Source organism: Corynebacterium urealyticum DSM 7109 (assembly GCF_000069945.1).
Classification (GTDB): domain Bacteria; phylum Actinomycetota; class Actinomycetes; order Mycobacteriales; family Mycobacteriaceae; genus Corynebacterium; species Corynebacterium urealyticum.
Genome location: NC_010545.1, coordinates 730,018 through 755,138 on the forward strand (window position 1 = coordinate 730,018; position 25,121 = coordinate 755,138).

The following is a 25,121-nucleotide window of genomic DNA, read 5'->3' on the forward strand; positions in this document are numbered from 1 at the left end:
TTTTCCAGTTGAGGACGCCACGTCCCCGCCTTCAGGCTTGCTACTCAAAGCTCAGCCGGTCGAAACCAGCATGGAGCGTGCCGAGAGCGTGGGTAGCGGCATCGAAAACCTCGGCATCGGCGATGCCGCTACCAGAACTATGTGCCAGGGCCAGCGCAGACCACACTGTGGAGGTCACCATGTTGACCAGCAGAAGCGCTTCCTGCTCGAGTGCTAGATCCCGCAAGCATCGATTGGCGGGGTGCTCGGTCAGATTGGCAATAATGGCCTTTTGGAGCCTCTCTTTAGCCAAATCGAGCGAGTGATGGCGGGCGTAGAGCAGCTCGGGGGAGGTGCGTAGCAGTACAGCGCGGCGCCGGGTGATCTCTCGGGAGAGCGCTGGATCGATCGAACGGGAGTGGCGCCGTTCCCTGACCTCGATATGCGCTCGGCCGACCAGCTCCACCACCCGCGCCGGGAAGGGAAGCCCCTCTTCGGCAGGCAATTCGGTGATCTCTGCGAGTAGGGCCGGGGTGATGACGCTGGCTGAAGGGCCGCTCAGCAGCTGATCCTTGGACTCGAAGTAATTGAAAAAGCTCCGGCGGCTAATGCCCGCGCCTTCGCAAATCTGCTCCACGGTCACCGCATCCACGCCGTGCTCGAGAAAGAGGCGGGTAGCTACATCCTCAATGGCGAGGGTGGTTTGGAGTCGGTTTCGCTCACGCCGCCCAGTCGGCGGACCGCTGTGGTCGGGCGAATATTCGGAATCTTGGTGCTGTGTCACCTAAAAAAGATTACACTCGGTGCACTATTGCATGCAATGCAAAAATGTGTGAGATGGCCGATACTTCGGCCGTACATTGCGCACAAGAAAACCGGCCGGGCCACGGTGATCCGTAGCCCGGCCGGCGACGCGGCGCGTGAACTGCTCTAATGCCAGTTCATCGCGGTGGAATGCTCTTTAGAAGCGATCGCGGTCGGTGTTGGCCATAGCCAGCACGTCGAGGCGCTTGTCGAGCTCCTCCTCAGAGAGCTTCTCCGGGACGAAGCCCAGGTCGATGACGGTCTGGCGGATGGTCTTACCCTCAGCCAGCGCGGTCTTCGCGACCTTAGCTGCGTTCTCGTAACCGATCGCGGAGTTCAGCGGGGTCACGATGGATGGGGACTTCTCAGCCTCCAGCTTCATGTGCTCCTCGTTGGCCTCAAGACCATCGACGAGGCGCTCGGCGAAGACGGTTGCGGTGTTCGCCAGCAGCTTGATGGACTCGAGCACGTTGCGGGCCATCATCGGGATGAAGACATTCAGCTCGAACTGACCCTGGGTGCCACCGAAAGCGATCGCGGCGTCGTTGCCGATGACCTGCGCGGAGACCTGGGTTGCAGTCTCACACAGAACCGGGTTGACCTTGCCCGGCATGATGGAGGAGCCCGGCTGCAGGTCCGGCAGGTGCAGCTCACCCAGGCCGGTCAGTGGGCCGGAGCCCATCAGGCGGATGTCGTTGGCGATCTTGTAGAAGGAGACGGCGACGCTGCGCAGCGCGCCGGACATCTCGACCAGACCGTCGCGGTTGGCCTGAGCCTCGAAGTGATCCTCGGCCTCCTTCAGGACGTCTAGGCCGGTGAGGTTCTTGAGCTCCTCGGTGACCTTCGCGCCGAAGTCAGCCGGGGTGTTCAGGCCGGTGCCGGTTGCGGTGCCGCCGATCGGCAGCTCGCCGACACGCGGCAGGGTAGCCTTCACGCGCTCGATGCCGAGCTCGATCTGGCGGGCGTAACCGCCAAACTCCTGGCCCAAGGTGACCGGAACCGCGTCCATCAGGTGGGTGCGGCCGGACTTCACGACGTTCTTGTACTCCTTGGCCTTGTTCAGGAGGGAAGCCTCAAGCTTCTCCAGGGCCGGAATGAGGTCCTTGACGGCAGCCTCGGTGGTGGCGACGTGGGTGGCGGTCGGGAAGGTGTCGTTGGAGGACTGGCCCATGTTGACGTCGTCGTTCGGGTGGACCTCGACGCCCGCCTGCTTAGCCAGGGATGCGATGACCTCGTTGGTGTTCATGTTCGAGGAGGTACCGGAGCCGGTCTGGAAGACGTCGATCGGGAACTCGGCGTCGAACTCGTTATCGGCGATACGCAGGGCGGCGTCGACGATGGCCTGGCCCTTCTCCTCCGGGAGCAGGCCACGCTCGATGTTGACCTTGGCGCAGGCTGCCTTCAGCAGGCCCATCGCGCGGATCTGTGCGCTCTCCAGCGGGCGGCCGGAGATTGGGAAGTTCTCCACTGCGCGCTGGGTCTGGGCGCGCCACAGGGCCTTCGCCGGGACCTTAACCTCGCCCATCGTGTCGTGTTCGATGCGGAACTCTTGATCGGTCATAATCGCTACCTTCTTTTCTGAAGAATTAATAGTTCGGATTATCGCGCGCCCCAGCTGGGGCGGGGAGCTCCAGGCGCTCCCCATGCCACAGAACATTCTACCGAGCTTTGCGGCAAGCGGGTTGCGCGGCGGTTTTCATGCGAGCGGGGAGCGCTTGGCGTTCGCTTTAGATGTAGTCGAGCACCGAGTACTCCTGCAGCTTGCCCAGCTGGTGCTGGGACTCCAGGAAGCGGATCGTGCCGGACTTCGAGCGCATGACCAGGGAACGGGTCACCGCGGAGCGGTTGCGGTAAGACACGCCGCGCAGCATGTCACCGTCGGTCACGCCGGTGGCGACGAAGTAGCAGTGCTCGGAGTTCACCAGGTCGTCGGTGGTGAGGATCTTGGACAGGTCGTGGCCGGCGTCGATGGCCTTCTCGCGCTCGGCGTCGTCCTTTGGCCACAGCTGCCCCAGGATCTCGCCACCCATGCACTTCATCGCGGCGGCGGTGATGACACCCTCCGGGGTGCCACCGATACCCATCATGATGTCCACGGAGTTGGTGGAGTAGTCCTGGGCAGCGGCGACCGCGCCGGCGACATCGCCGTCACCGATCAGTCGGACCTTCGCGCCGGCCTCGCGGATCTCGCGGATCAGGTCGTGGTGGCGTGGGCGGTCCAGAACCACGACGGTGACCTCCTCAGGGGCGATGCCCTTGGCCTTGGCGACGACCTGGATGTTGTGGGATGCCGGTGCGTCCAGCTCGATCAGGCCCTTAGCCTCCGGGCCGACGGCGATCTTCTTCATGTAGAACACGGCGGATGGGTCGTACATGCTGCCGCGCTCGGCAGCCGCGATAACGGAGATCGCGTTCGGGCGGCCCTCTGCCATCAGGGTGGTGCCGTCCACCGGGTCGACGGCGATGTCCACCGCTGGACCCTTGCCCGTGCCGACGGACTCGCCGTTGAACAGCATCGGCGCTTCGTCCTTCTCACCCTCACCGATGACGACGACGCCGTCCATCGCGACGGAGTTGATCATCATGCGCATCGCGTCCACAGCGGCGCCGTCGCCGGACTCCTTCTGGCCGCGACCGACCCACTTTCCGGATGCGAGAGCAGCAGCCTCCGTCACGCGCACGAGCTCCATGGCGAGGTTGCGATCTGGGGCCTGCTTGGTCGACTGCGGGGTGGCGCTGGAATTATCGGCGGACATGGTGTTAAACCAACTCTTTCACTCGATTGAATCGTGCGGGCTGAGCGTGCTGATCGACTCCACCACGGTTTTCTCGTTTCGGCAGAGTGCAGCCCTGTACGGCACTCATTTTATATCTCTCCACACACAGAGGTCGGCAGCGACGTGGGGACTGCCCTAACTGGGGTCGCACCCTTGATTGCTCGTGAGGGTGGGGAATTACCAATTCCCCCTGCTTTTGGGATAATGACCGGCGTGCGTATCGAAAAGCCCCGTCTATTTCAGTCCACGAAGGACATCCTGCTGACCCTGGGTGTCCTCCTCCTCGTGACGTTCTTCACGGTGGGTTTTACCGGCCTGTGTTCTTTCAACCCAGGCGGGCCGGATAAGTCTGGCCCGGTTCGTGAGGTGGACGCCCATTCCTTCCTGACCTTGGAGGCTCGGGGTATGAGTTTCCCGCTGCGGGAACCCAAGATGCCAGAGGGGTGGGTGCCGAACTCCGCTCGCCGATCCCAGGTTGGGGCCGAGCCGGCGCCGCTGGTGGGTTGGGTGATCGACGGAGAGCGATACATCTCGCTGCGCCAGACATCTGCGGACTTTAAGGCGGCAACCCAGCCGGATCAGCACTTCCGCGAGGCCGCGGGGACCGAGGAAGCCGGCGGGCTGACCTGGCACGTCTACAAGGGGGAGGACGCCCGCCCAATTTGGGTCGCCGACGCCGGCGAGACGCGCTTGATTCTGGAGGGGATGGCCAGCCACGAGGACATGGCCACCGCCGCTGAGATCACGGCGAAGACCGAGCCGATGGAGGTGGCAGCTGAATCTCAGACCACCGGGGGAGCTCCCGCAAGCGATGGTGCGTCAGACTCCGGAGTTGCCGGCGGAGCATCCAGCGACGCACGGTAAGAGGCTAAGAGCTGCTCGGAGTACCGGCTTGGGCCCCGGCCCCGTCCTGTGCTGAAGAGCCCTGGCTCGCATTGCCCTGCGGCGAACCGCCCTGGCCTGCGTTTTCCCGCGCGGCCAGGGCTTTTTCGATGCGCGTGCTTGCTCCATCGAGATACTTCTCGCAGTACGCTGCTAGCTCCTCGCCCCGCTCCCAGTAATTCAGCGATTCGTCGAGGCTCATCTGGCCAAGCTCGAGGATGCGAACGACCTCTACCAGCTCGTCGCGAGCCTGCTCATAGTTCAGTTCCTCGATTGGGCGAAACTTCTGCTGTTCACTCATGGGTGCTCCTTGTACTGATCTTTAAAAACTATTCTTCGTCGGTCTTCGTCGCCGCATTATCCCGCGCCGTATCGGAAGCCTCCGCGCCGGGGGCTCGCTCGACCGCCATGGCGGCTGCGGTCACGGAACCATCCGCCACCCGGATGCGCAGCTGCGAGCCAGGGCTGACATCCGCCACCGTGGTGACCACGGCAGGTCCCGACCCATCTCGGGGGATGACCTGCATGATCGAATAGCCACGGGCTAGAGTCTGGGAGGGCCCCAAGGCGTTGACCTGGGCGCGCAGCGAGCTGATGCGGGAGCGCATGTCGCGAACGAGTAAGCCCAGCGCGCGGTCTTTTCGGCCCACCGCCTCTTCGATGACCTCCCGCTGCCTGCGTAAAGGGAGCAATGGGTCAGCCAGCACTGGTCGGGAACGGACCCCCTCAAGCTGCCGTCGCTCCGAACGCACCCAACTGCGGAGGGCACCAACGGCCCGTTGGCGCAGTTCCGCGATAGCCTGCTGCTCGCCGAGCACATCCGGAACCACCTTCTTCGCCGCATCGGTCGGTGTTGCGGCGCGCACATCGGCAACCAGATCAAGCACTGGATTATCCGGCTCGTGCCCAATTGCCGAGACCACGGGAGTACGCATCCGTGCCACCGCGCGGACGAGCGCTTCCTCGGAAAACGGCAGCAGGTCTTCCACCGAGCCACCGCCGCGAGCGACGATGATGACGTCCACGTCCTCGTCAGCTTCGAGCCGCTGCAGCGCGGCGACCACCTCGGGCACGGTATTCGGGCCCTGCACCGCGGTATTAATCACTTCGAAGCGCACGGCTGGCCACCGCTGCTGGGCGACACTCAGCACGTCGCGTTCCGCGGCAGAACCCCGCCCGGTCACCAGCCCGATCTTCTTCGGCAGAAACGGGGGAGCGGACTTCAAACGAGGGTCGAAGAGCCCCTCGGCGCTCAGCGCCCGCTTCAACTGCTCAATGCGTGCCAGCAGCTCGCCTACACCAACCTGTCGCACTTGGGTCACCCATAGGGAGAAGGAACCCCGGCCCGCGTAGAAGGCGGGTTTGCCGTAGACCACCACTCGGTCGCCATCACGCAACGGGGTCGGCAGGTTCTGCAGAGTGCGGGTGTTCATGGTCAGTGGAATGGAGAGGTCCTTTTCCACATCACGCAGGGTGATGTAGGACAGCTTCCACGTCGGTTTCATGTTGACCTGCGTGATCTGGCCCTCCACCCACAAGAAGCCAAGGCGTTCGATCCACCCCTTGATCTTCTGGTTGACCATGGATACGGGCCACGGCTGCTCCGGTGAGTTCGCGTTCATGCGAGTCATTGTAGAGATCGCTGCAGACAAGCCAGGGAGGCCTCGCAGACAACGCACACTTGCTCACTGCTGAAGGCCACCCGGACGGTTGCGACGGAACTGCTGAAAAGCCTTGATTTGGCAGCTGGGCTAAGGTGGGGAGCATGACTCTGCCTGGTACTACCGACACCCGACCAAACGACGACACCTCTGCGGCCACCCCAGCGGACACCGCGGGGAAGAAGAAGGTTTACCTCGCCGCACCGCGCGGCTACTGCGCCGGCGTGGATCGTGCCGTTGAGACCGTAGAAAAGGCGCTCGAAAAGCATGGCGAGCCGCTTTATGTCCGCAAGGAGATCGTGCACAACAAGCACGTCGTCAAGACCTTCGAGGAACGCGGCGTGATCTTCGTCGATGAAGCCGACGAGGTGCCCCGCGGATCCAACGTCGTCTTCTCCGCCCACGGCGTGTCCCCGGCCGTCCGCGACCAGGCCCGCCAGCTGGAGCTGAAGACCTTCGACGCGACCTGCCCGCTGGTCACCAAGGTGCACCACGAGGTCACTCGCTTCGCGAAGCAGGGCTACCAGATCATCCTCATCGGCCACCACGGTCACGAGGAGGTCGAAGGCACCGCAGGCGAGGCGCCGGACGTCGTCCACCTTGTCGAGGACCAGGAGGATGTCGACAAGCTGGAGTTCGCGGATGACGAGAAGCTCGTCTGGCTCTCTCAGACCACCCTCTCCGTCGACGAGACGATGCGCACTGTGAAGATGTTGCGAGAAAAGTTCCCGCACATCCAGGATCCGCCGTCCGATGACATCTGCTACGCCACGCAGAACCGCCAGGTCGCGGTGAAGGCCATTGCTCCGAAGGTTGACCTGATGATCGTCGTCGGTTCCCAGAACTCTTCCAACTCGGTGCGCCTCGTCGAGGTCGCACTGCAGAACGGGGCGAAGGATGCCCACCTCGTCGACTACGCCGAGCAGGTCAAGCCGGAGTGGTTCGAGGGCGTTGAGAACGTCGGAGTGACCTCGGGCGCCTCCGTGCCTGAGATCCTCGTCCGCGGTGTGCTCGAGCTGCTCGCCGAGCGGGGCTACGCCGACGTCGAAGAGGTCACCACCGCCACGGAGGACTTGATCTTCTCCCTGCCACGCGAGCTGCGCCCGTCCCGCACCGCCGGCCGGAAGGCTTAGACGCCCGTACAGTGAAGCCAGGATAGGGGAATGATCCGCCTGGTTTGATGCGAAAACCCACCACGAGCATCGTCGTGGTGGGTTTTGCTCTTGCTAGGGATCGAGGCTGAAAGCTGTGTCAGCTGGCGTGTCCCTGTGCGCGGACCAATTCGGTTATCCCGCAGGTGACGCCCCGCTCCCCGCTAGTAGTCGCGGTCCTCAGCGGATGCCCGCCCGGTGCCGGTGTCTCGGCTCCGCGGCAGGGGGCTGCGGCGGTTGTCGTAATCCGAAGAACCAAAGCGCGACTCGCCATCGGCGGGGGAGGGGTAGCCAGTGGAGTATCGGGATGAAGACCCAGAGGAGCGATACCGCTGAGCCGAGCGCTCATCAGCCCGGCCCGGGACACCACGACGGCGCTCGGAGGATGCCCGCAAATCCTCCCGGCTATAGCTGCGGGCGCCCTCAGTACGGCGCTGTTGGAATCGCGCCGGGTCGAAGGGCACATTCTTCCCGCTGGTAGCCGAACGCCGGTGCGCGGCACGAGAACGAGCACGCTGGGAGAGCTCCTCGTTGGAGCGGTTGGCGTCGGACTGGCGGCGCCGGCGCTGCGTGGCCCTGGCCCGCGCACGGTCGACGCTCTCCCGGTACAGCCACCACCGCACCGCAGCGATCAGCACGCAGATCAGCATCGTGACAGCGAGCCACAGGTAATGCTGGACGATTGGGTAGGCGGACGTCGCCAACTTCGCCTTGGCCGAACCGCCGGAGGGGGCTGCGATGCGGGCGATGATGAACGTCCCCACGACGAACCAGAGTGGGAACGAGGCCACCGTCAGGAACAGGCCACGCGGCTCCACGAACAGGGTGGAGACCACCATGGCGGCGGCGAAGAGCACGAAATACCCCGTGGGCAACGTTGTGCTGCCCCAGCCGATGACAAGCCCAGTGAGCAACACCGCGGTCATCACCAGCAGGGGAGACCAGACGGGGAAGCGGGAACTTGAGTTATGCGGTGAGGTATCAGACACGGCCATTGATGTTACTTATCGCCCTTGCGTAGCGGGTTAAGCAGGTTGCTGAACGTCAGCTTTTCCTTAGTGACCTTCATCGCATGACGCTGGCCCTCCAGCCACTGCTCCGCCTTGCGCTGGGATTGCGCACCGGACAGAGAACCCGCGGTGGTGGCGAACTCGATATCCTCCATGGACTTCTCGCCCGTCGCGAGATCCGTCAGATCGCCCATGTAGCGCAGCACGACGGCGATCATTGCGGCAGCCGGCACCGCCAGGAACGCGCCGATGATGCCGAAGAGCGTGCCACCCAGCGTCACTGCCAGCAGCACGATGACCGGGTGGAGGTCCATCGCCTTGGCCTGCAGCCACGGCGACAGGACATTGCCCTCCAGCTGCTGAACAGCCAGCACCAGGATCAGGGTGAAGATCGCGGTCTTGAAACCAACGCCCACCAGTGCGATCAGGACCGAGAGAACACCGGCGACCGTGGCACCGACGATCGGGATGAAGCCCGCGAAGAAGGTCAGAACCGCGAGCGGGCCGGCCAGCGGAACACCCATGAGGAAGAGGCCACCGCCGATAAATACGGCGTCGATGAAGGAGACCAGCGCCTGGGTGCGGATGAACCCGCCGAGAGTCTGCCAGCAACGGGTCAGAGCCTCGGTGAGGTGCCAACCGACACGGCGACCGGTGATGCGGCGGATCATCGGCAAGAATTTCTCGCCGTCCTTGAGGAAGAAGAAAGTCAGCACCAGCATGATGAACAGCGTCATCAGTGCTGACAGGGTGGCGGAAGCGCCCGCGGCGACCTCAGAGGCGATACGTCCCGACTGGTTCTGCAGCCAGCTCGTCGCCTGGTTCAATGCATCGTTGAACTGGCTCTCCTGGAGATTGACCGGCGGGCCCTGCAGCCAGCGCTGAATCGTGCGAATACCGGCGTTGGCCTGGCTTGCCAGCTCTCGGGACTGATCCACCGCCGGTGGAATGATCAGTGCGAACAGGCCAGCGATCAGCACGAAGAAGCCGATGATGGTCGTGGCGACCGCCAGTGCGTTCGGGAAGTGTAGCTTCTCACGCAGCACGCGGACGACCGGCCACAACACGGTACAGACGATGAGCGCCAGCAGAACCGGCAGGATGCCCACCCACAGCTTGCCGAAAGCCTTGGACGCCACGAAGGCAGCCAGAGCGATGATCAGCAGGCGCAGGCACCAGCCCGCGAACCAGCGCACGGAGGTGCCCAGCACCTCGGCACGATCCCGCACTTCGGGGTTGAGATCCTCGGCCTCATCAAGGCTGGTGTACTTATCCAGCGACCCGTCGTGGAGGTGAGGATGCTTCTTGTGGAATTCGCGAGACTTCTCGCTCAACTTCTCGGCGAGCTTATTCTTGCCGTCGGCGTGCTCGTTGCCATCGCTTTCGTTATCCGCCATTCCTTCTGGGATAGCGGGCGCAGCACCGTCGACGTTGACGCCCTTGGCGCCGCTCTCATCGTTCTGCATGGACTGGTTGTCCGTGCTGCGACGGCTGCGACCCTGATCTTCGGGCAGGGGCAGGGTGGACTCGTGATCAGCACGTCGAGAACCAGCGAGGAAGTCGGCGAAGTCGCGCTCGCCGTCGTGGTCGGGGAGATGCGCGCCCTCGCCACGGCCACTGTTGCGGGGTTCCTTGGAAGAATTCATGTATCCATCATGCCTGAAAGGTGCGTCAAAACAATGCTTAACCCCACCGCCAAATCATGATTTGGCGGTGGGGTTAGTTTTTAACGCGGAGGAGGGGGCTAGGACACCCGCACGGCGGCGAGCGCCTCGTCGTGAGTGCCTGGGGCAGTTCCCAGCTCACCGGATTCCTCATCGGTGCTGTTGGTCAGCATGATGACAGATCCGACGAGGCCACCCCAGATGACGAGGATGAAAAGCACCATCATGATCAGCGCGATTGCGGTCATGTTAGTTGTCTCCCTTCTTGGCGGGGTTCGGGGTGGCCGTGGTGGCAGCCGAGCCCTGTGCGGCTACGGCCAGGGTGTTTGGTTCGTTCTTCTTGCGGCCGAACTTCGGCACGCCGTAGTCCGAGCCCGGGATGCCATTGACGTGGACTCCCTGGCGGAACGGAGCGGTCGTCATGGTGACGGCTGCGATTGCGATGACCACAAGCACTAACCAGCCATACGTGGTGATCTGAGCGGTGCCGTAGCCCTCGTAGGGCTCCTTAATCAGGCCGAGGATCTCCGAGATCATCGTGTACAGCAGGACGATCGGGGTCAGGACGAAGGCGAAGAACTGCCAGATCGGACCGACCTTCACGGAGGACACCGCGTTGAGGTGCTGCGTCAGCTCCACGCGGCGCTTGAACACCCACGCGGTGAGAATGAGGGACAGCGAGGCGCAGAAGATGATGCCGATGTTGTTCGTCCACTTGTCCATGATGTCCAGGGCGACCAGGCCGGTGGTCGCGGAGAACAGCAGGGTGGAGATGGTGCCCATGACCGCGCCGATGATGATCGCGGCGGTCTTGCGCTCCAGGTTGAACTTGTCCTTCACAGCGGAGACCACGACCTCCATCAGGGAAATCAGAGAGGTCAGGCCGGCGATGAACAGCGAGACGAAGAACAGGATGCCAAAGACCTCACCGAAAGGCATTTCGTTAATGATCGTCGGGAAGGCAACGAAGGCTAGGCCGATGCCACCGCTGACAACCTCAGAGACGTCGGTCTGCGTCTGGTGAGCCATGAAACCCAGGGCTGCGAAGACACCGATACCGGCCAGCAGCTCGAAGGAGGAGTTCGCGAAGGCAGTCACCATGCCGGTGTTCGTCAGGTTGGTGCGTGGCTTCAGGTAGGACGCGTAGGTGGTCATGATTCCGAAGCCGATAGACAGGGAGAAGAAGATCTGGCCGTAGGCGGCGATCCACACGCCCGAGTCCGTCAGTGCGCCCCAGTCCGGGGTGAAGAAAGCATTCAGGCCATCGAGCGCACCGTCGAGGAATAGTGCGCGAACGACCATGAAGAGGAACAGGACGATCAGCAGGGGCACGAAGATGGTGGTGAGCTTACCGATACCCTTGTTGACATCTGCTGCCAGCACGATGGTGGTGATCACCCACACTGCGACCATAATCAGCAGAATGGGGAGAACGAACTTCCCCGAGTGGGTGGACTCGGCATCCAGCTGCAGGAAGTCGTTGAAGAAGTAGGACTCGGTGTCCGTGCCCCAGCCCAGGGAAAGCGACTTCCATGCGTAGAGGCCGGCCCAGCCGATGATGGCGGCGTAGTAGATGGTGATGAAGAAAGCCACGCCCACCTGCAACCAGCCGATAGGCTCCGCGCGACGGTCCATTCGGCGGTAAGCCAGAGGTGCGGAGGCGCGGAAACGGTGGCCGATGCTGAAGTAGAACCACAGCAGCGGAATACCCGCGGTCAACAGAGCGATCAGATAGGGGATGAGGAAGGCGCCGCCGCCGGAATCGTAGGCGACGTAGGGGAAGCGCCAAATGTTGCCCAGTCCCACGGCCGAGCCAATCGCCGCCATGAGGAATACCAGGCGGGTGTTGAAGGTCTCGCGGGCCTGGGAGCGCGAGTCAGAGGTGGGGGCGCCGGGTGAGGTCGCGGAGCCACCGGGCGTTGTGGAGCTCATGATGTGGTGCGTCCTATCGAAAAGATAGTAGCGGGAGGCCACCGGCGGTTCCGGTGATCTACCTCACGCTCTTGAAAAGGGGATATTAGCAACACACAGCTAACTCCAAGTGATTTTTGACGTACTTTCTCGATCAACATTGGGTAGGGTGGCGCGTTTGAACCAAGGGGAGTACTTCAGGCAAGCTAGAAGGCAATATTCGATCGCATCTGTAAGGACTTGTTGAGTGTCTCTCACCCTTGGAATCGTTGGCCTGCCGAACGTCGGCAAGTCCACCCTTTTTAACGCGCTGACCCGCAACGACGTGCTGGCGGCGAACTACCCCTTCGCCACGATCGAGCCGAACGAGGGCCTGGTGGAGTTGCCGGACCCGCGCCTGGATCGCCTGGCGGAGATCTACGGCTCTGAGCGCATCCTCCCGGCCACCGTTACCTTCGTGGACATCGCTGGCATCGTGAAGGGCGCATCCGAGGGCGAGGGCATGGGTAACGCCTTCCTGGCTAATATCCGCGAGGCCGATGCGATCTGCCAGGTGGTGCGCGCTTTCACCGATGACAACGTCATCCACGTCGACGGCCGCGTCGACCCGGCCAGCGACATCTCGGTCATCAACACCGAGCTGATCCTCGCCGACCTGCAGACCCTGGAGAAGGCCCTGCCGCGCCTCGAGAAGGAAGCGCGCAAGGATAAGGACGTCGCCGGCACCGTCGAGGAGGTCAAGAAGGCTCAGGCCGTCCTCGAGGACGACCGCACGCTCTTCGCCGCCTCGAAGAGTGGTGAGGTCGATCTGGATCTGCTCCGCGAGCTGCACCTGATGACCGCCAAGCCTTTCCTCTACGTGTTCAACTCTGATGAGGACGTCCTCACGGATGACGCGAAGAAGGACGAGCTGCGCAAGCTGGTCGCCCCGGCCGAGGCCGTCTTCCTGGACGCCCAGAGTGAGACCGACCTACTGGAGCTGGACGAGGAGGACGCCGCGGAGCTGCTCGCCGCGGTTGGTCAGAACGAGCCAGGCCTGCAGACCCTTGCCAAGGCTGGTTTTGAGACCCTCGGCCTGCAGACCTACCTGACCGCTGGCCCGAAGGAGGCCCGCGCCTGGACGATCCACCAGGGCGATACCGCACCGAAGGCCGCCGGCGTGATCCACTCTGACTTCGAGCGCGGCTTCATTAAGGCGGAGATCGTCAGCTTCAAGGACCTCGATGAGCTGGGCTCTATGGCCGAGGCCCGTGCGGCGGGCAAGGTCCGCCAGGAGGGCAAGGAGTACGTCATGGTCGACGGCGACGTCGTCGAGTTCCGGTTTAATGTGTAAAATCGCTGGTCAGGGGCAAATGTTGGGTCGGAAGGAGGAGCCTCGAGTTCCGGTTCAACATCAGGTCGCGTCTGATCGGAGTGACTCTCTGCGTACTGGTGAACCGCCCCCGCGGCACGTGCTAGCCTAGGGCTACTAGATCCCCCACGCCTCTCCATGGAAGCGCACTTGGGGGATTTTTCTACCCAGAGGAGAGCGGATGGGCAGCCGAGTCCCTCGTCAGCGGGGCGTCGGCGTCTACGACAAGCCTCCACTTGGCCATGCTGATCTCGTGGCGCGCATGCAGGATCGTGGTCTCGTCATCCCCGACGTTGGGCGTGCGGAGCGATACGTGCGGAGCATCGGCTACTACCGACTGTCGCCCTACATGATCCCTTTCCAACGTGCAGGGTCGGATGACTTTCGGTCGGGCGTGGGTTTCGATGACGTCCTGGATCTCTATGTCTTCGACCGCAAGCTCCGGTTGCTGGTGCTCGATGCCGTGGAGCGCGTGGAAGTGGCGGTGCGGTCTGCATTGACCGATCACATGGCGCAGGCTCACGGGGCCTTCTGGTATGCGGACCCGACCCACTTTCGGGATGTGCGGAGGCATCGAGACTTCGTGACAACGGTCCACGATGACTGTGCTCGCCAGCTGCTCGCCAAGCCCGAGCAAACGGATGGTGCGCTGATGCATCGATCTGCACTGGAGCACTATCTGATGACGTACGGCACGCCCGAACTCCCGCCCTCATGGATTGTCATGGAGCGTCTCACCTTGGGGCAGGTGGAGCGCCTGATCGGCAACTTGAAGCGGCGCGCGGATCGGACGGCGATCGCCAAGTCTCTGGGAATCAATGAGCCACTGCTCGTGTCCTGGATGCGGACCTTCGTGCGTGTCCGGAACATCTGCGCCCACCATGGTCGGTTGTGGAACGCCGTCCTGGGCGTATCCCCGGCGCTGCCCACGTCGCCGTTGGTGACGTGGCTGGCCGATCCTACTGCGATTGCACACAGTCCGGCGCGACGGGCGCGGCTGTACCCCGTCCTGGTGGCGCTCCAGTCCCTGCTGTCGACGCTGTCCCCGGGAAGCAGCTGGGCACAGCGGCTGAAGGCGTTGATCGATGAGCACCCGGGCGTTCCACTCGTAGCCATGGGAATGCCGCCTGGTTGGTCGGATGATCTTTTCTGGGCGCGGCGTATCGAGGTGAGGTCGCCTGGGAGGCCTGCATCCAGGTAGGGATCGCGTGGTTGGGTGGCCACCAGACGGAATCGCGTCATCGTTCAATACGTGGGCATGCGGAGACGTCGCCGACCTACCTCATGGCCCCGGTCGAGGTCGTGGCCGACTACCGGACCTACGACCTCAGGGCTTCGGCGCTGGAGAACCTCCTGCACCGCGTCTTCGCCGACGTCCGACTCGACCTCACCCAAGCTGGCCGCAAGGGTCGAAGTTACGACCCGTCCGAGTGGTACGTCGCCCCCCCTCAGCGTGATCGACCAAGCGATCGACCTGATTATCTCGGGAGACATCGTCAATTTCGTATACGACCACTCAACCGAACGACTCGTTGGGCGCTGAGCGCGGCATCCGGGTCAGGCGCCGACCGAAAGGTCGATCGGGTACCAACTCCGGTATTACAGCGTCAGTTCTCGGCCAGATGCTGCGCGCCAGATGACGTGATCCAAGGTCCGCGGGCTGACATCAAGCGTGTCAGCCGCGGACATGACCAGCTCAAATGCACGGTCGGTGGTCATCGGCACGCCGGTTCCCAGTGCCCGTTCCAGGAACCGCAGGACCATGCGGTCCGGTTTCACAGACGGCAGCCCAGCGAGCAGCAGCAGGTACGAGTACGTCACCCCGGATCTTTGGCTGGGCAGTTTCTTCCAGGCGTCGTGGACTGGGTTGCCCTCAGGGCTGGTCTCGACCGCCAGGACCAAGTCCTCGACCGTGTCAATGCCGTGCTTGAGCAGGAGCGCAGCCGCCTGTTCGATGACCTCGGCTTTGAGGGGAGCCCCCGGTTTCGTGTGAGCCGGCTTCAAGTTGTCCGCGATGGAGTTCGCCCAAGCTCGAGCACCACCGGCCGCGGAGATCGACTCCAGCAGGCCTGCGGCGCCGTCGCGTTGTCCATGCGCGGCCCGGTATCGGTTGATGACGTTCACGACTGACGTGTAGTGCGATCCCGTCGAGTAGATCGAGTCGATGATGCACAGCGCGAGGCTGTTCGGGTACCCCTCCGGAGTGATCCACAGGTCCTTTTCACCGAGGTTGCTCCGGCAGTACGAGACCAATGCATCGACTTCGATCTGGCTGACGGTCATTAGCTTCTCCGTAAGTGGCGTGGCTAGGAGGTGTCCAGAAATCTCAACTCTACGGAGCGTCACGCCCCCCGTTGTCGGTCACTCACAATTGTAGCGCTAATCGGCGTCCACTTGGGTAGCGAGTCGGGATGTCAGTTGTCTTATGACTCGACTCGTAGGTCACCGCCAAGAGATGGTTACTGTGTCCGGATTGAACGTCTTCCGGCCTCGCGGATGGTGATGCAGGCGCACCTCGCACAGGACTTCGATGGTGCTACGCCGTGTCGCCAAGTCGCCGTTGTCGAAGGCTGCGACGGGGTCCTTGGAACTGACGACGCCGTGTGCATTGCGTCCAAGAGAGAGGCGAAGCCTCTCAACCTCCAAGGTGTCGATGGCGGCGTTCACGCGGTCCCGAACCCGCTTGAGGTCGAGGCCCTCGATCAGCTCGTCGTCGTAGTCGCGCTGCGCTCTGCGGATCTTGGCGCGGTGCTCGTTGATCTCGTCCTTGATCTCGCGCAGCCGCGGTTCGTCGGCATGGGGGAGGAGGTCCTGAAGATCGGGAAGCCCAAGCCTCCGTCGAATGATCTCGACGACGAAGGCATCGACCTGCTCACGTGCGCGCACGACATGGCCAGCGCAGCGATACCTTTGCCCGTGGGCCTTGACCGGCTTGTCGCAGACCCCGCACAGGTAGAGGCCGGAGCCAAGGTGCTTGCGGTCGGTGCCGACTCGATTGGTGACTCTGCCCGGGTCATCGAGCCTGTCCTGCACGGCCTCCCAGACGTTGACGTCCACGATCCGATCCCAGAGGCCGAGGACTGGCTCGCCGTGCTCATCACGCACGATCTGGGCACGCCACGACCGGCGGCGATCGCCATTCGCGAGCGTCTCCTTCGGCGTGTAGGTGCTGTACCCGGCGTAGCGCGGGTTGCGCAAGATTCCCAAAACGGTCGAAGGCGCCCACGGGCCGTCGTCGGGTACTGGGCGGGTATGCAGGCCCTCGTTGGCCCGACGCTCGTTGCGCTCGAGCGTCAGGGCCCGGTTGTGGCGGGGGAGCGTCGGCACCTCGGGAACGTCCTCGCCATCGGCGCCAGACAGGGCAGCGGCGATCGCGCGCAGCGAGGCCCCCGAAGCGAAGGATGCGTAGATCTTCCTGACCGCTTCAGCCTCGTGCTCGATCACGTCACCGTTCGTGGTGAAGCCGAGAGGTCGAACGCCCTTGGGAGGCCTGCCCTGTTGTTCGCGCTGGCGCTGTGCCCGCGACTGCCGCTCGGCCTTGACCTCGATCTCGTTGCGAGCGATGGCCGAGAAGATGTCCGCGGACAGCCGCCCTGCAGCCGTCGTGCAATCGATGTCGGAGCCCTTGGCGAAGGTCAGCAGTACATGGTGTCGCTGAGCTGCTTCGATGACCCGCACGCCATCCGAGCGGTTGCGCTCCAGGCGGGGCCACTCCTGCGCTACGACGACGTCGATCAGTCCGTGTTCGAAGTCAGTGAGGAGGCGCTCGAAGGCAGGCCGCCTCTTGTGGCCCTTGCCTGAGATGTCGTTTTCCTCGTAGATCTCCACGAGTGACCAGCGCCTGGCGGCGATGAGTGCCTCGGCGTCTTCGCGGTGCCGATCTACACCGAGGCGTGGGCCCTCCCGGTCCTGAGATATACGCAGATAGATCGCTGCACGACGGGGGGCTGAGGGCACCACTTAAGACTAGGGCAGAGGTTGCTCAGCTACGCGACGCCGCATGTACTGGCCTGCGCTTTGGCCCCTCTAGAGACATCAGTCGGCGGGGCGCTCAGAGGTACTGCTTGAGCCAGTCCGGCATGCTCGGGTCATCGAGCTCCCAGGAATCCTCTGCGTTCTCGCTTCTGTCCCAAGCGCTTTCGTCGCCGTCGAAGAACTTCTGTCGGTGGCACTTGCACTTCACAACCCTGTCGCCCTCGAGCCTGTACTAGTTCCAGTAGTAGTTCTGCTTCCCGTAGCCCTTCCATTCGTTGGTCGTATAGAGCGTCATGGTGGTCACCTCGGTGTCGTTGGCTTCATGAAGCGGGTGCCCGCGGTCACCTGACGTTCTCCCGGACAGTGTCGCCGAGTCTAGCCTCGATGTTTCATCGAAGGCCGTCAGCTGGTGCAGACGGGTGTCACGGTGACCGTCGGGGGCTGATTCTGGCAGTCAGGTACGATAGGGGCCCGGAGGGCGCCCGGGGGCGTCGGGTTCCATGTGCCGAGGGATGGTGCGGGCTGGTCGGGGCAGGACGAGCTGGGCGTACGCGGCGTCGGCCTTGAGGTGCAGGCGGACCCGGCGGCCGGTGCGGGCCAGGGCCGCGGGGATGGTGAAGACGCGGTGTCGTAGCCGCTTGGGTTCCCACCGTCGGGCGGCGTGGCCGGTGAAGGCGAGCAGCTGGGTCCAGGCGGTCATCTCCAGGGCCATCAGCACGAGCTGGCACCAGATCCGGTTCTGGTCGAAGCCGTGCAGGGGCAGGTTGGCAAGGCCGGTGTCCTTGGCGATCCGGATCCGGTCCTCGGCCCGGGCACGTCGGCGGTGGCGCAGCTCGAGGTCGGCCAGCTGGCCACGGACGGTGTTGGTCGCGAACGCGGTGATGCGGTACCCGTCGACGTCCTCGAAGCGCAGCTGGGCGCCGGGATGGGGCCGTTCGCGGCGGGCGATGACCCGCATCCCGGGTGGCCACCCGGTCAGCGTGAGCAGCCCGGTGAGCTCGGCCACGTCCGCGCCGGGACGGACCCTGCCCTCGGTGTCGTACGCCGGGGCCCACACGTCCTGGGGAATCTTGGCCAGTAAGTCGGGGGTGTGCCCGGGCAGGGTGAACCCGACCGAGTACTGCACGCCGCGACGGTGAGCCCAGGTGGTGAAGTCCTTGGTGCCACCGGCGCCGTCGGCACGGATCAAGACCTTCTTCCCCGGGCGGGACGGGTTGACACCGGGCAGCTGGGCCTGCGCGTCACGCGCGATGGTGATGTGGTCGGTGGCGGTGTTGGACCCGGCGTTGCCCGGGCGCAGCAGGATCGCCAACGGTTCTCCGGTGCCGTCCGGGCCGTGGTCGAGGAACGCCAGCAGCGGGTGGAACCCGAACGTCCGCTTGTGGGTGCCGGCGGCCTGCTCCTTCTCGCTGTGCGCGATCACGATGGTGGCGTCGACGTCGATGACCAACGGGTCCGCCGCGGTGGCACCGTGACCAGGGGCGGCATCACCGGCCATCGCCCAGGCGCGCTGGCGAGCTGATGCGCGGGCCCGGTTGATGGCCCGGACCGCGGTGTCCGCGTCAGCGGCCAGAGCCCCCAGGGTCCGGGAGACCGTGGCCTCGGAGGCGACGTTGCCGTACACGCCGGGCGCGGCGCGCAGGAGACCCAGGTCGGCCAGGCAGTCCCCACCCAGCGCCAACGACAGCGCGAGATCACTGGTGATCTTGCCCGGGTCGTGCACCGCCGACGGCTTGCGCCAGGTGCTCAACTCGGCCCTGAGCGAGGCGGTCAGACCGGTGGCCTCGGCGGCGCGGGTCAGCAGCACCCCACCGGCCTGGGCGACCGCGCCCGAACGTGCTGTGTCCACGTGGACTCGCGGGTAGGAACGGGTAGAGTGCTTCACCTGAAAGGTGCTCCTTCTGGGTGACGATGTGTTCTCTAGACAAGTCGCATCATCCCAGGTCAGGAGCACCTTTCTCCGTCACGGCACGCGCCCGCCCGCCCCCACGCGTGAAATCTCGAGGCTAGGGCTCGGGCGCTTGCCGTGATCCGGCGCTACGGGCCAGTGGCAGTGCTGGGCGCCTCGGGCGCCCACTGCTGCCGGCTGTCCTCGCTGAGGGGCACCCGTACGCTTGGTTCGACGCGGTCGAGTCCTCCGACCGGGGCGCCCGTAGCGACTGACCGGCTTGGTGGTCAACGGCTGAGCGGGAACTCATAGTTGCGAGTGGCCGACGGCTCGCATAGGGTCGTAGTCACTAAGACCGGTTCCGCCTACTTCGGTAGGTCCAGGGCCGGTCCTCATTTTTTCTGGTGGTGTTCGTGGGTTAAACGACAAAATGTGTGTCCGGATTCGTCGATTTGTTTGGGTTGATCAGGGGTAATCCGGAAAGTATATGCTCCTAGAGCATATATCCGCCCCGGGGCGGCGAAATACCGGGTGTGACAGCAGCGTGTGGTAGGAGCTGGTGTTGGCATTGATCAATGCCGAAGAACAGACCACGCTGCCACTGCGGCGGCGAGATGAAACGCAACGGTAAGACCTCCGCCAACCGCACCCGGTGGCGGTGCAAAATCTGCGGCGCTTCCACCACCAAGCAGCGCCCCGATATCACCAACTCAGCAGCCTTCGCAGCATTTATCACCCACCTCACAACCGGTGCGAGCTTGGAAACCGCTGCCGCCGAAGCAGGGTGTCATCCGCGTACCCTGCAACGCCGGTTTGAACACTTCTGGCTAGTTGATGTCCCCGATCCCACGATCGGGCACGAAGGCCGGGTCTACGACCAGGTCTTTCTTGACGGCACCTACACCGCCGGCGGATGCTTGATTGTTGCCGCCACCTTGGATCACGTCATCGCTTGGCACTGGTGCACACGTGAGACCACCCGCGACTACCAAAGGCTCCTCGAACGTATCCCCGCGCCCCTGATCGCTGTCATCGACGGCGGCCAAGGCGCTGCCAGCGCAATCAAGACATGCTGGCCTGCAACGAAAGTGCAGCGCTGCCTCGTTCACGCCCAACGCGTGGTGCGTCGGCACACCACCTCACGCCCCCGCACCGATGCAGGACGAGCGATTTACCAGCTTGCGCTCAACCTTACGAAGATCACCGCTCTTGACGAGGCGGCCGCGTGGGGTGCGCAACTGCACGAATACGGCACTATCTACCGCGACTGGATGAACCAGAAAACGTTCACAACCGACCCGGCGACACGGCAACGCACCTGGTCATGGACGCATGAACGCACCCGCAAGGCCTACAACAGTCTCAACCACCTGTGGCGCAACCAGCTGTTATTTGTCTATCTCGACCCACCTGACGGTGTCCTCGATGTCAGCCGGATCAAATCCACCACCAACAGCCTGGAAGGCGGCATCAACGCCCAGTTGAAACTGCTTGCCCGCACCCACCGCGGCAGATCCGGTGAACACCAACGCCGGATGCTGGATTGGTGGCTGTATCTGCAAACGGAACTGCCTGACGACCCTGTTGAGATCGCCAGGCAGTCCAACTGGGGCCAGGACCAACTCGCCAAAGTATCCACCCTGACCCACAACGAGAACCAAGCCGACCACGAAACTGGACGACCAGCCCTCTACGACAACGCTATCGACACCGACTACACACACTCAATCGGCATCCAAAAAGGCCACATCTAACCCCGCGACACGCCGGAGTCAGACACACATTTTGTCGTTTAACCCGTGTTCGTGGGCGAGGGCGTCAAGGCGTACAAGACGTACGCCCGGCAGGTGGAGATCCTCGCGGGTCGTGGCATGGACATGGGGGACCGGGAGTCAGCCGCAGCCACCCTCCGACGCGTGAACTACTACCGATTGAGTGGCTACTGGTACCCGTTTCGGAAGCAGGCGCCCACCGGTCGCCAAGATGACTTCTACGACGGCACGCGCTTCAGTGATGTCGTCGCCCTCTATGAGTTCGACGCTCGTCTTCGCGCCTCCACTTTCGCAGCGTTGGTTCCCGTCGAGTTGGCAATCCGTGCGCTGCTCGGCCCCACGGCGCGACGCGGTGACCAGCACTCCAGGTGGGTTCAGCGGTTCGAGGTCGAGGTGAATCAGTCGCGCGAGGACTTCTTAGCCCACCACCATCAGAAGTACGGCGGGCGACTGCCGGTCTGGGCAGCGACCGAGCTGCTGGACCGGGGGAGCTTGACCTACCTCTATGGCTTCGCTCCCCGCCATGTTCAGGACGTCGTCTCCAATGCGTGTGGGCTCAGTGCACCGCAGTTGACGAGCTGGCTCAAGGCGCTCAACCTGGTGCGGAACACATGCGCTCATCATGGGCGGCTGTTCAACCGCGTCCACACGATCGCACCGAAGCTCCCCGCGATCGGGCGGCACCCTGACCTTGATGCGGTGTCAACCGATTGGAGCCGCACGTTCGGTCAACTCACGCTTGTGCAGTTCTTGTCGGACCGGTTGGGTGCTGGTCGCAGCCGGCTCCTCCCCGCCGTTGTGAAGAGTTTCCCGACCGTGCGGACTGTCCCCATCACTCACATGGGTGCCCCCAATGGTTGGCAGGACAACACTCCGCTCTGGGCCTAACTGACGGTGAGGGAGTCTGCTCTAAAGGTTAATCGGCTACGGAACGTGGTCGAGTTCAAATTTAACGTGTAGTGCTTAACCTCTGCGATGAACTCTTTGATCCCGGGACGTGATGAGGACTGGGGCTATTGTGCTCCCCCGAACGCTACGGCCCGGGGACACGAGGCTGTGTCGCAGGTGCAAGCGAGAGGACCAGGAGCGAAACACAGACCGCTGAGTCGACGCAGTCACGGTAAAGACGGAGCCGTCTAGGCGGTGCTCGAGGTTGCGCGAGATACGGTGACGCTGGGCGTCGGTAAGCGATGCGCATTCGGCGACATCGATGGAAAGCTGGACTTTGCCGTCCGTCGTGTTGACGCCCTGGCCGCCTGGAGTCGACGATTTCGCGAAACGCTCCGCGAGATCGGCGGCGATGACCGCACCGTCGGGGATCCCCGGGCCGGGCGCTATGGTCAGGTCGTTCATGCCGCCCAGCCTAGGTGCCCACAACCCTTTCTCGTCTCGGCGGAAGCGGAGACCGCGTCGCGACGGCCGGGATCCAGCCTCAGTATTATCCTCGTCACCGGTTGATTCGAACGTTTTTTGCTCCTCCTTCTCCCGTCGGGCTTCGATTTCAGCGGCCTCCGTAGGTGGCAGTGATCGCTGGATCCCTCGAACTACCGGTTCCGATCAGCCGTCGAAGGATTTTCGCAGCAGCCGGACCTGCGGCGCCGGTGCCGCCGCCGTAGCCTGACGAGCATCCCCGCCATGACGGCCATCACGACGGCGGTCCCGGCACCGATGATCCAGGGATTACCGAGGAGCCCACCGACGCCTGCAAGTGCTCCGCCCGCCGCGATGAACGGCAGGCCGCAGCAGAGCAGCGACGGAAGCGCGCAGCATGCCAGCAAGAGCAGCCCGGTCACTGCAGCGACGACGGGACCTGCGCGCCATTCGTCGCGGTCCTGATCGGCGCTCATCGTCTGCTTCAGGATGAGATCTCCCCGATTGCCTGTGTTGCCGTTCATGCGCAGCACGACAGCAGCGACGGGTCGGTGGTGAAGGCCTTCGCGGCGATCCGGATGCCCTCGGCCATGGTCAGGTAGGGGGCCCAGGCGTTGGCGACCTCGGCGACGGTCCTGCCGAGCACGTGGACGCCTGCGGCGGCGAGCTCCCCGGCGTCCTTGGCGACGGCGGTCAGGCCGAGGATCTCGTTCGTCTCGGCGTTCACGACGATCTTGATGAACCCGCGGGTGTCGCGGTTCACCAAGGCGCGGGGCACGTGGTGCAGGGGCAGGACGCGGCAGTCGCAGCGGATCCCCGCGGCGAGGACGTCCTTCTCGGTCATCCCGACCGCGCCGATCGCGGGCCCGGTGAACGTCACCCGCGGCAGGCGGGCGTAGTCGACGGACCGGTCGGCGTCGGCGAACGCGTTCTCGGCGACGAGGGTGCCGTGGTGGGCGGCGACGTAGACGAACTCGGGGTGCCCGGTCACGTCGCCCGCGGCCCAGACCCGCGGGTTCGAGGACTGCAACCGGTCGGAGATGACCACCTCGCCGGAGTCTCCGGTATTCACCCCGACCGCATCGAGGTTCAGGCCATCGGTGACGGGACGGCGTCCGAGGGCGACCAGGACCTGGTCGGCGCGGAACTCCTGCGAGCCGCCGGACAAGGCGGCGGTCACGACGGCCTCGCCTCCCGTGCCGCGGGAGACCCGGGTGGGCACTGCGCGGCTGACGACGCGGATACCCTCGTCGGCGAACACCTCCTGGAGCGCCTTCGACACCTCCGGCTCCTCCTTCGACGCGAGCCGGGACCGCACGAGCAGCGTGACCTGCGAGCCGAGGCGGGCGAACAGCTGCGCCTGCTCCAGGGCGACGTAGCCGCCGCCGAGCACCAGCAGCGACTCGGGGACCTCCGTCAGCTCCATCGCCATGGTCGAGGTCAGGTATCCGGTCTCCTCCAGGCCGTCGATCGGCGGTGCCCACGGGCGAGAACCAGTCGCGACCAGGTAGTGGTGGGCCTCGATGGTCTCGACGCTTCCGTCGGATCCGGCAACATCGAGAACCGGCGCATCAGGGGTGCCCACGAACGAGGCGTCGCCGCGGAGGACCTGCCAGCCGTAGGAGTCGGCGACGTCGGCGTACTTCTCGCCGCGCAGCGACTCCACCAACGCTTGCTTCCCGGCGATCAGCGCGGGCATGTCGACGGGATCCGCCGTCGTCGCGATCCCGGGGAACCGGGTTGCGGCGTCGACCGCGACGTGCCGCGCGCCGGCCGCGGCAATGAGCGTCTTCGACGGGACGCAGCCCGTGTTCACGCAGGTGCCGCCGAGCGTCCCGCGCTCGATCATCACCACCGACTTCCCGAGCGTGCTGGCGCGGATCGCAGCGGCGAACGCGCCGCCTCCCGATCCGATGATGGCGAGATCGTACTTCGTAGGCATCGCTGCTCCTGTCAACTCTTGGCTTTCTGCTCTGTCTCAGCCATACTGGACCTTCCAGTGCAGGGGAAGGTCAAGCGCGGCCACGGAGGGAGACAGTAATGTGGATCGGAGAACTCGCCGAGAGGGCGGGCACTACCGCGAAGACCCTTCGCTTCTACGAGGAACAGGGCCTTCTGCCCCCGACCGAGCGCACGCCGTCCGGATACCGCGACTACGCGCCCGAGACGGTCGCTCGGATCGACTTCATCCACCGTGGCCAGGCCGCGGGCCTCACTCTCGCCCAGATCCGCCAGATCCTCGACATCCGCGACGGCGGCCATGCGCCCTGCGAGCACGTGCGCGACCTGCTTGACGTGCGCCTCGCTGAGATCGAGCAGCAGATCGCGCAGCTCTCCGTGCTGCGCGACACTATCGCGGACCTTAGCCAGGACGCCGCGCACCCGGATCCTGAAACGTGCAGCACCGATCAAGTGTGTAGGTACTTGTAGACGGCGGGAGTCAATGACTCAAACGCTACAACCCCGATATGCGCTAGCGCAGGTCGATGCCGCCGGTGCCCACCTCGATGATTTTGGTGGTGGCCGCGATAGCACACAGCAGCGGCATCGGGGCGGAGGCCTGCAGCGCGAAGTGGTGGACTCGGAAGGACGCGTTGTTCACGCCGATTTCGTCCGCAGCCTGGGTGATCTCCAGACGAGTCTTGGCGATCTTTTCCGCAGATGGCCCGCACTAGCTGCCGAAGGCGTAATGCCCGAAGCTTAAGAAGCCGAACGCTTTCATTGGATAACACTCCTTTGATGGTGTTAACGAGAGGGAGTAACTTTGCAACGACATACCGTGGACTTCAAGTTCAACGTCTAACGCTGGGCGTTAATGACGCTTCGCGTTATTGGGGGAGTAGGTTGAAGCGCGGTCCGTTCGTTCGTCGACGCAGCCGCCGCCGGATTCTCGGCGGCGGTTCCGTCCCGAATCTCGGGGACATC

General features: G+C 64.0%; 23 protein-coding genes and 1 pseudogene. 7 read left to right on the plus strand and 17 right to left on the minus strand.

Annotation, left to right across the window (positions count from 1 at the left end; all coding sequences use genetic code 11):
• Positions 1-40 precede the first annotated feature (40 nt).
• From CU_RS03050 to glpX, 3 genes are all read right to left on the minus strand, one after another.
• Entirely contained in the window at positions 41-763 is a 723-nt protein-coding gene (locus tag CU_RS03050; protein WP_012359863.1) for a TetR/AcrR family transcriptional regulator, read from the minus strand.
• Positions 764-940: 177 nt separating this feature from the next.
• Positions 941-2,344: a class II fumarate hydratase gene (locus CU_RS03055; RefSeq protein ID WP_012359865.1), complete on the minus strand. Its 1,404-nt coding sequence runs from the start codon at positions 2,342-2,344 to the stop codon at positions 941-943.
• Positions 2,345-2,510: 166 nt separating this feature from the next.
• Entirely contained in the window at positions 2,511-3,539 is a 1,029-nt protein-coding gene (gene glpX / locus CU_RS03060; RefSeq protein ID WP_012359866.1) for a class II fructose-bisphosphatase, read from the minus strand.
• Between the two features lie 225 nt (positions 3,540-3,764).
• Here glpX and CU_RS03065 point away from each other — a divergent pair, with 225 nt between their 5' ends.
• The gene (locus CU_RS03065) at positions 3,765-4,424 is read left to right on the plus strand and encodes a DUF4245 domain-containing protein (RefSeq protein WP_187289733.1); all 660 of its coding nucleotides are present in this window, start codon (positions 3,765-3,767) and stop codon (positions 4,422-4,424) included.
• 4 nt (positions 4,425-4,428) lie between these two features.
• Here CU_RS03065 and CU_RS03070 read toward each other — a convergent pair whose 3' ends face one another.
• On the minus strand, positions 4,429-4,743 hold the full coding sequence (locus tag CU_RS03070; RefSeq protein WP_012359868.1) for an exodeoxyribonuclease VII small subunit: 315 nt from the start codon (positions 4,741-4,743) through the stop codon (positions 4,429-4,431).
• A gap of 28 nt (positions 4,744-4,771) precedes the next feature.
• Positions 4,772-6,064: an exodeoxyribonuclease VII large subunit gene (xseA, locus tag CU_RS03075; RefSeq protein ID WP_173362307.1), complete on the minus strand. Its 1,293-nt coding sequence runs from the start codon at positions 6,062-6,064 to the stop codon at positions 4,772-4,774.
• A gap of 143 nt (positions 6,065-6,207) precedes the next feature.
• Here xseA and CU_RS03080 point away from each other — a divergent pair, with 143 nt between their 5' ends.
• Positions 6,208-7,236: a 4-hydroxy-3-methylbut-2-enyl diphosphate reductase gene (locus CU_RS03080; protein ID WP_012359870.1), complete on the plus strand. Its 1,029-nt coding sequence runs from the start codon at positions 6,208-6,210 to the stop codon at positions 7,234-7,236.
• Between the two features lie 182 nt (positions 7,237-7,418).
• Here the strand turns inward: CU_RS03080 and CU_RS03085 are convergent, their stop codons facing one another.
• From CU_RS03085 to CU_RS03100, 4 genes are all read right to left on the minus strand, one after another.
• The gene (locus CU_RS03085) at positions 7,419-8,249 is read right to left on the minus strand and encodes a DUF6542 domain-containing protein (RefSeq protein WP_012359871.1); all 831 of its coding nucleotides are present in this window, start codon (positions 8,247-8,249) and stop codon (positions 7,419-7,421) included.
• A 5-nt stretch (positions 8,250-8,254) separates the two neighbouring features.
• Positions 8,255-9,910, minus strand: coding sequence for an AI-2E family transporter (locus tag CU_RS03090; RefSeq protein ID WP_012359872.1), 1,656 nt, complete (start codon positions 9,908-9,910; stop codon positions 8,255-8,257).
• A gap of 98 nt (positions 9,911-10,008) precedes the next feature.
• Positions 10,009-10,176 carry a methionine/alanine import NSS transporter subunit MetS gene (metS, locus tag CU_RS03095; protein WP_012359873.1) on the minus strand — a complete coding sequence of 56 codons (168 nt, stop codon included), beginning with the start codon at positions 10,174-10,176 and terminating at the stop codon, positions 10,009-10,011.
• 1 nt (position 10,177) lies between these two features.
• Complete coding sequence (locus CU_RS03100) at positions 10,178-11,860, minus strand: sodium-dependent transporter (protein WP_012359874.1); 1,683 nt, start codon at positions 11,858-11,860, stop codon at positions 10,178-10,180.
• 226 nt (positions 11,861-12,086) lie between these two features.
• Here CU_RS03100 and ychF point away from each other — a divergent pair, with 226 nt between their 5' ends.
• Both ychF and CU_RS03110 read left to right on the plus strand, forming a co-directional pair.
• The gene (ychF, locus tag CU_RS03105) at positions 12,087-13,172 is read left to right on the plus strand and encodes a redox-regulated ATPase YchF (RefSeq protein WP_012359875.1); all 1,086 of its coding nucleotides are present in this window, start codon (positions 12,087-12,089) and stop codon (positions 13,170-13,172) included.
• 199 nt (positions 13,173-13,371) lie between these two features.
• Complete coding sequence (locus CU_RS03110) at positions 13,372-14,391, plus strand: Abi family protein (RefSeq protein ID WP_012359876.1); 1,020 nt, start codon at positions 13,372-13,374, stop codon at positions 14,389-14,391.
• Positions 14,392-14,789: 398 nt separating this feature from the next.
• Here the strand turns inward: CU_RS03110 and CU_RS03120 are convergent, their stop codons facing one another.
• The 4 genes from CU_RS03120 to CU_RS03135 form a co-directional block, all read right to left on the minus strand.
• Positions 14,790-15,473, minus strand: a complete 684-nt coding sequence (locus CU_RS03120) for a hypothetical protein (RefSeq protein WP_012359877.1) — start codon at positions 15,471-15,473, stop codon at positions 14,790-14,792.
• Between the two features lie 159 nt (positions 15,474-15,632).
• On the minus strand, positions 15,633-17,147 hold the full coding sequence (locus tag CU_RS03125) for a recombinase family protein (protein WP_231837737.1): 1,515 nt from the start codon (positions 17,145-17,147) through the stop codon (positions 15,633-15,635).
• Between the two features lie 94 nt (positions 17,148-17,241).
• On the minus strand, positions 17,242-17,373 hold the full coding sequence (locus tag CU_RS11025) for a hypothetical protein (protein WP_262368077.1): 132 nt from the start codon (positions 17,371-17,373) through the stop codon (positions 17,242-17,244).
• Positions 17,374-17,619: 246 nt separating this feature from the next.
• Positions 17,620-19,050, minus strand: a complete 1,431-nt coding sequence (locus tag CU_RS03135; protein WP_231837738.1) for an IS1380-like element ISCur1 family transposase — start codon at positions 19,048-19,050, stop codon at positions 17,620-17,622.
• A 578-nt stretch (positions 19,051-19,628) separates the two neighbouring features.
• Here CU_RS03135 and CU_RS03140 point away from each other — a divergent pair.
• Both CU_RS03140 and CU_RS03145 read left to right on the plus strand, forming a co-directional pair.
• Positions 19,629-20,807, plus strand: coding sequence for an IS256-like element ISCur2 family transposase (locus CU_RS03140; protein WP_012359880.1), 1,179 nt, complete (start codon positions 19,629-19,631; stop codon positions 20,805-20,807).
• A gap of 45 nt (positions 20,808-20,852) precedes the next feature.
• Positions 20,853-21,713, plus strand: a complete 861-nt coding sequence (locus tag CU_RS03145) for an Abi family protein (protein ID WP_012359881.1) — start codon at positions 20,853-20,855, stop codon at positions 21,711-21,713.
• 75 nt (positions 21,714-21,788) lie between these two features.
• Here CU_RS03145 and CU_RS11090 read toward each other — a convergent pair whose 3' ends face one another.
• From CU_RS11090 to merA, 3 genes are all read right to left on the minus strand, one after another.
• Positions 21,789-22,178, minus strand: coding sequence for a class I peptide chain release factor (locus CU_RS11090; protein WP_015381421.1), 390 nt, complete (start codon positions 22,176-22,178; stop codon positions 21,789-21,791).
• Between the two features lie 191 nt (positions 22,179-22,369).
• Positions 22,370-22,720 (minus strand): hypothetical protein, encoded by a 351-nt coding sequence (locus tag CU_RS03155; RefSeq protein ID WP_005291003.1) that lies wholly within the window; start codon positions 22,718-22,720, stop codon positions 22,370-22,372.
• Positions 22,717-24,138, minus strand: coding sequence for a mercury(II) reductase (gene merA, locus CU_RS03160; protein WP_012359884.1), 1,422 nt, complete (start codon positions 24,136-24,138; stop codon positions 22,717-22,719). The genes CU_RS03155 and merA overlap by 4 nt, the downstream gene beginning before the upstream one ends.
• A 98-nt stretch (positions 24,139-24,236) precedes the next feature.
• Here merA and CU_RS03165 point away from each other — a divergent pair, with 98 nt between their 5' ends.
• Positions 24,237-24,626: a heavy metal-responsive transcriptional regulator gene (locus CU_RS03165; RefSeq protein ID WP_005290994.1), complete on the plus strand. Its 390-nt coding sequence runs from the start codon at positions 24,237-24,239 to the stop codon at positions 24,624-24,626.
• A gap of 46 nt (positions 24,627-24,672) precedes the next feature.
• On the opposite strand, the pseudogene CU_RS10910 reads toward CU_RS03165, so the two are convergent.
• Positions 24,673-24,918: pseudogene (locus CU_RS10910) on the minus strand (LLM class flavin-dependent oxidoreductase); the annotation flags it as partial.
• Between the last annotated feature and the right edge of the window lie 203 nt (positions 24,919-25,121).

Bases quoted from the DNA above. Each gene is read 5' to 3' on its own strand.
- CU_RS03155 (WP_005291003.1), bottom strand. From the start codon at position 22,720: ATGAACGGCAACACAGGCAATCGGGGAGATCTCATCCTGAAGCAGACG.
- CU_RS03165 (WP_005290994.1), top strand. From the start codon at position 24,237: ATGTGGATCGGAGAACTCGCCGAGAGGGCGGGCACTACCGCGAAGACC.
- CU_RS03080 (WP_012359870.1), top strand. From the start codon at position 6,208: ATGACTCTGCCTGGTACTACCGACACCCGACCAAACGACGACACCTCT.
- merA (WP_012359884.1), bottom strand. From the start codon at position 24,138: ATGCCTACGAAGTACGATCTCGCCATCATCGGATCGGGAGGCGGCGCG.
- CU_RS11090 (WP_015381421.1), bottom strand. From the start codon at position 22,178: ATGAACGACCTGACCATAGCGCCCGGCCCGGGGATCCCCGACGGTGCG.
- glpX (WP_012359866.1), bottom strand. From the start codon at position 3,539: ATGTCCGCCGATAATTCCAGCGCCACCCCGCAGTCGACCAAGCAGGCC.
- CU_RS03140 (WP_012359880.1), top strand. From the start codon at position 19,629: ATGCCGAAGAACAGACCACGCTGCCACTGCGGCGGCGAGATGAAACGC.
- CU_RS03100 (WP_012359874.1), bottom strand. From the start codon at position 11,860: ATGAGCTCCACAACGCCCGGTGGCTCCGCGACCTCACCCGGCGCCCCC.
- CU_RS03085 (WP_012359871.1), bottom strand. From the start codon at position 8,249: ATGGCCGTGTCTGATACCTCACCGCATAACTCAAGTTCCCGCTTCCCC.
- metS (WP_012359873.1), bottom strand. From the start codon at position 10,176: ATGACCGCAATCGCGCTGATCATGATGGTGCTTTTCATCCTCGTCATC.
- CU_RS03055 (WP_012359865.1), bottom strand. From the start codon at position 2,344: ATGACCGATCAAGAGTTCCGCATCGAACACGACACGATGGGCGAGGTT.
- CU_RS03065 (WP_187289733.1), top strand. From the start codon at position 3,765: ATGACCGGCGTGCGTATCGAAAAGCCCCGTCTATTTCAGTCCACGAAG.
- xseA (WP_173362307.1), bottom strand. From the start codon at position 6,064: ATGAACGCGAACTCACCGGAGCAGCCGTGGCCCGTATCCATGGTCAAC.
- CU_RS03120 (WP_012359877.1), bottom strand. From the start codon at position 15,473: ATGACCGTCAGCCAGATCGAAGTCGATGCATTGGTCTCGTACTGCCGG.
- CU_RS03090 (WP_012359872.1), bottom strand. From the start codon at position 9,910: ATGAATTCTTCCAAGGAACCCCGCAACAGTGGCCGTGGCGAGGGCGCG.
- CU_RS03070 (WP_012359868.1), bottom strand. From the start codon at position 4,743: ATGAGTGAACAGCAGAAGTTTCGCCCAATCGAGGAACTGAACTATGAG.
- CU_RS03110 (WP_012359876.1), top strand. From the start codon at position 13,372: ATGGGCAGCCGAGTCCCTCGTCAGCGGGGCGTCGGCGTCTACGACAAG.